Raw genomic sequence first — 4263 nt, 5'->3', positions numbered from 1 at the left:
TTCACTCCGCGTTCAGCCAGCATCTCCTGCAGCTCACGGTAACTGATGCCGTATTTGCAGTACCAGCGTACGGCCCACAGAATGATGTCACGCTGAAAATGCCGGCCTTTGAATGGGTTCATGTGCAACTCCATCAGCAAAAGGGGATGATAAGTTTATCACCACCGACTATTTGCAACAGTGCCACAGAAAATTACCTGAACTGCGTCAACTCGGAGTCTGGCCGCGTGCGCGTGGAAGCAAAGCGGGCGAGCGAAGAATACGGGCGAGTGCTGCGGCGCTATCCGCTGAAACCCGGCGAGACGGTCGAGCGTCCGCAACGCGGGGAAGTCGTCAGCAGCTCCGGGGTTCTCCCCCCACTGGACCCAGGCGAATACTAAGCGCGGCGGTGTGTAATAGACGGAGCGCGAGGCGACTACTGGTCAGGGTTTGCGCAAGGCGGGTGTGTAATAGACGGGAGGGGATCGATCCGGCGATCCAGCCTGTGGATAGTCCGTCTATTACCCACCCGGTTCCGTCGTTTACCCACCCAACCCCGTCTATTACCCACCGGAAACCGTCTATTACCCACCGAGGGGTTCTATAAGCAACTGATAATGAAGGTAAATTTTGCCTTCTGATTCCCTAAAACTCTTTAAAACAAAAAAAACATATATAAAACGTGTAGCCCTGGGGAAAACAGCCCGTGGAATTATGGACAATCCGGCAAGCCGGATACCTGCCTAACCGCTTCGCGGTTCCCCATTGACAGGCCAGGGACAACCGCGAGCGGTTGCCCCCACCCTGCCAACAGGTCGGCAGTTGCCCACAATACCACCGGCTCAAGCAACAGGATTTTTTTATATTTTTGTTTTTAAAAGAAAAAAGCGGCCGTGCTCTAGTGGCATGGCCGCGTTACGTGGTCCTATCAGGGGCTTGTGGCTCTTGCGCCTCCTCGGATCGACACAAGTGCCGATCACTGCGGCGGGGCGCTCCTGGCTCAAGCTGAAAAGCGATCAGTATCCGCACCAGTGGCGACGGCGTTCCCTCCACGCATTCGGGCCGGGCCTCCACTCAACGGCTAACCCCTCGGCCATGAGGGTTTGCCCCACGTCCCGCCCGTCGATCAGCAGGTGAACAAGGCGGCGGTCGTACTTGTCGGCTTGGCCGGAATCGACAACCTCGATGCGCTGAGCGTTGGCAACCAGTTCGCGGAGGCGTGCGGTTGCCTCGCGGCCCTTCGTCAGCTCGGCGTCGCACCTGGGCTTGTAGGTTTCCGGGGTGTCAATCGACAGCAGGCGCAAGCGTTGACCGTTGTATCGTAACCGTCCGGTGATTCCACCTTGAGCCAAATCGCCTGCCGACCAAAAGGCTCGAAGCTTACCACCCGGTCGATTCCGGTCAGATCCAGAAACGCCTCGTCGATGGAGTAGACATCCACTCTCGATGCCAGAGCTTCCAGGGTCGTCATCACCCGCCGGCTTATATCGCCATTTGTGTGGAATAGAGAATCAATTGGAACGGGGGCTTTGCTCGCCCCCCCTTGAACTTCTCATACCCAACCTGTTTGGCTATAGCTACTGAGGAGATCGCGGTGGCCCACCAAATCTTCCGGTCATCCTGTTCAATTACACCGCTAGCCGTACCCAGGAGGTGCCGCAGCGCCTCCTGGAGGCAGAAAGGCGTCGAGCGTATAGGTTGCTGGGCATGCGCGGCGCAAGTTCATCAGAAAACTCAATCCAAGGGCAAGATCGGCCGAGCGGAGATGGCACTGACTCTTATCAACAAGCTCTACGGCATCGAGCGCGACATGGAAGAGGCGGGCGATGCCCAGCGATACCAGACGCGCCAGTCGCAAAGCCAGGCTTTCCTGGAGCAACTGAAAGCTAGGCTGGACAAAACCCCTCCCCAGGTCACGTCGTCAAAGTGCCTTGGGCAAGCAATCAATTGCCTTGCGAGCAACTGGTTAAAGCTGATCCGCTACATCGAAAGGGGGACACCTGCCCATCGACAACAACCCTGCCGAGCGGGCGAGCCACCTTCTCATGTACATATGACCAAAGCGTCGCCCGTCTCCTCCCGTTATGTCATGCCTACCCACGACGGAGTATTGACGGTCTCTGTGCGCCAGAGCATAGTTTTCCCGAAGGGCGCTTAGGTACATATCTTCATGTGCTGTCCAGGCGCAGTTGCGTTTAGAGTACGTGTCCAATCAGTTTTAAATGGGTGTGAACATGAGAGCAGAAACTGAATCGCGGATTTTTTCGGTGGATGAATATGTTCGTCCGTCTAACGGCGAACCGATTCGTTCGGTTGTTCTGGAAACCAATGACTCTGTCGTCGTTGTTTGGCACGCCCACCCTGGGCAGGAAATAGCTTCCCATGTACATCCTCACGGCCAAGATACTTGGACGGTTATCTCAGGTGAAGCCGAATATCATCAAGGTAACGGCATAGTCACTCATCTTAAAGCTGGAGATATTGCGATCGCAAAACCTGGGCAGGTACATGGTGCAATGAACTCTGGCCCCGAACCTTTTATATTTGTTTCAGTGGTTGCGCCGGGCAATGCCGGTTTTGCGTTGGCTGAGAAATAGGCGAAAGGCCTGAGAGGAAACTGATGAATACACGATTATTTACGTTCGCTGGTGGAGAAACGGGTGTTTGGCGCGTTGTTCGGATGGATGCCGTGGCGGGAGCCCCTCTCCCTGGAATCCCCCGGCTCGACGTAGCCGCTGGCTCTGTTTCGCCGCAGCCTTTGGGCACCAAATGGCTTCTTCGCGGGATAACGAGTAACGAGCGTTATGTCGTGCGTGAAGAGAAGGATCGTCTCGTGGCGAAGCAGCCAAGTTTGGGTCGAGCAGAGGCCACCTGTGCCGCCCTGATCCCTATCCGGAAAAACCCCTCATGGTGGGGACTGGCTCAAGACGAACGCCGGAAGATTTTTGAGGAGCAGTCCCGTCACATTCACATTGGGCTCCAATATCTCCCTGCTGTGGCCCGTCGTCTCCACCATTGTCGGGACCTGGGCGAGAGCGAACCCTTCGACTTCTTGACGTGGTTCGAATATTCCCCGTCTGATGAGCCGGGCTTTAACAGGCTTTTGGCCGAACTCCGGGCCTCGGTGGAGTGGAAGTATGTCGACAGAGAAATCGACATCCGGCTAGTGCATGAGCCGGCCTAGTATCAGGTTTAACTGCGATCTCCGTGCGGCATACACCTGCGACACCCGCAGCCCAGCAAAGCCCGGAAAATCTAGTGTGTCTAATAACTTAGGAGTAACACGACACGTATGCCTAGCGAGCCACCAGTCGCTTGGGAAATTTTCTACTTATGGCCTCCTCTTTCTCTCATCGATCTCCCAGGGCATATCCTGCCGTCTAGAGTTGGCACCTTGTCCAGCTTTCGAAGAAGGCTCTCCATACACGTCCGGCCTACACCTTGTTAGGTATGGCCGGTTTCCAGTTGTGGGGCAATAGCTCGTCGATGGCGTTGTTCTTCTGTGTCGGCAGGCGAGTCAGCACATCCTTCAGGTAGGCATAGGGATCATGCCGATTCAGCTTCGCTGACTGTATTAGGGTCATGACCGCAGCCGCACGTTGACCACTGCGCAGTGAACCCGCAAACAGCCAATTGCTGCGCCCCAGCGCCCAGGGTCGGATCTGGTTTTCCACCCAGTTGTTGTCGATGGGCACAGCGCCATCGTCCAGGTAGCGCGTCAGCGCTTCCCAACGTTTGAGGCTGTAATCCAGGGCTTTGGCCGTGCCGGAGCCATCCGGCACTTTCTGGCGATGGGCCAGCATCCACTGATGCAGCGCATCGGCAAGGGGTTTGGCTTTGGTTTGCCGGATTTCCCGCCGCATATCCGGTGGCAGATCTTTGGTTTCCCGCTCGATCTCGTAGAGTCCACCGATGTATTCCAAGGCCTTGGCCGCCAATTCGCTCTTGTTGGCCTCGTGCAGGTCATAGAACTTGCGCCGGGCGTGGGCCATACAGCCGATTTCGGTAATGCCGTTGCCGAACCCGGCCTTGTAGCCAGCGTAATCATCACAGACCAGCTTGCCCCGCCAGTCACCCAGGAAGGTTCGGGCGTGTTCGCCTGCACGGCTGGGTGCGAAGTCGTAAATAGCTGCCTTCAGGTCGGCAAACGGTGTGGTGGGCACTGTTGCAAAGTTAGCGATGAGGCAGCCTTTTGTCTTATTCAAAGGCCTTACATTTCAAAAACTCTGCTTACCAGGCGCATTTCGCCCAGGGGATCACCATAATAAAATGCTGAGGCCTGGC

Annotated in this window: 5 protein-coding genes and 3 pseudogenes; 4 read left to right on the top strand and 4 right to left on the bottom strand. The window is 56.1% G+C overall.

The window, feature by feature from the left end:
* Positions 1 to 122: pseudogene (locus K2184_RS28750) on the bottom strand (IS6 family transposase); the annotation flags it as partial.
* 24 nt (positions 123 to 146) lie between these two features.
* On the opposite strand from K2184_RS28750, the gene K2184_RS28745 reads away from it, so the two are divergent.
* Positions 147 to 380 carry a hypothetical protein gene (locus tag K2184_RS28745; RefSeq protein WP_000624775.1) on the top strand — a complete coding sequence of 78 codons (234 nt, stop codon included), beginning with the start codon at positions 147 to 149 and terminating at the stop codon, positions 378 to 380.
* Between the two features lie 615 nt (positions 381 to 995).
* Here the strand turns inward: K2184_RS28745 and K2184_RS28740 are convergent.
* Positions 996 to 1283, bottom strand: coding sequence for a thermonuclease family protein (locus K2184_RS28740; protein ID WP_009486461.1), 288 nt, complete (start codon positions 1281 to 1283; stop codon positions 996 to 998).
* Between the two features lie 292 nt (positions 1284 to 1575).
* On the opposite strand from K2184_RS28740, the pseudogene K2184_RS28735 reads away from it, so the two are divergent.
* The 3 genes and pseudogenes from K2184_RS28735 to K2184_RS28725 all read left to right on the top strand — a co-directional run.
* Positions 1576 to 2012: pseudogene (locus K2184_RS28735) on the top strand (IS66 family transposase); the annotation flags it as partial.
* A 189-nt stretch (positions 2013 to 2201) separates the two neighbouring features.
* The gene (locus tag K2184_RS28730) at positions 2202 to 2576 is read left to right on the top strand and encodes a cupin domain-containing protein (RefSeq protein WP_001348195.1); all 375 of its coding nucleotides are present in this window, start codon (positions 2202 to 2204) and stop codon (positions 2574 to 2576) included.
* Between the two features lie 23 nt (positions 2577 to 2599).
* Positions 2600 to 3163, top strand: a complete 564-nt coding sequence (locus K2184_RS28725; RefSeq protein ID WP_001097412.1) for a chlorite dismutase family protein — start codon at positions 2600 to 2602, stop codon at positions 3161 to 3163.
* Positions 3164 to 3413: 250 nt separating this feature from the next.
* Here the strand turns inward: K2184_RS28725 and tnpC are convergent.
* Both tnpC and K2184_RS28715 read right to left on the bottom strand, forming a co-directional pair.
* A pseudogene (gene tnpC / locus K2184_RS28720) lies at positions 3414 to 4136 on the bottom strand (IS66 family transposase); the annotation flags it as partial.
* A gap of 53 nt (positions 4137 to 4189) precedes the next feature.
* Positions 4190 to 4263 (bottom strand): hypothetical protein (locus K2184_RS28715; protein WP_032414367.1); only part of this gene is annotated, 74 nt, incomplete at its 5' end.

It is taken from the genome of Klebsiella sp. K5-306 (assembly GCF_051835185.1).
Taxonomy (GTDB): Bacteria; Pseudomonadota; Gammaproteobacteria; order Enterobacterales; family Enterobacteriaceae; genus Klebsiella; species Klebsiella oxytoca.
This window is presented reverse-complemented; position numbering and strand designations above follow the sequence as displayed.

What these genes read in the sequence shown, in the direction of transcription:
- K2184_RS28730 (WP_001348195.1), top strand. Translation starts at nt 2,202, where the DNA reads ATGGGTGTGAACATGAGAGCAGAAACTGAATCGCGGATTTTTTCGGTG.
- K2184_RS28725 (WP_001097412.1), top strand. Translation starts at nt 2,600, where the DNA reads ATGAATACACGATTATTTACGTTCGCTGGTGGAGAAACGGGTGTTTGG.
- K2184_RS28745 (WP_000624775.1), top strand. Translation starts at nt 147, where the DNA reads ATGATAAGTTTATCACCACCGACTATTTGCAACAGTGCCACAGAAAAT.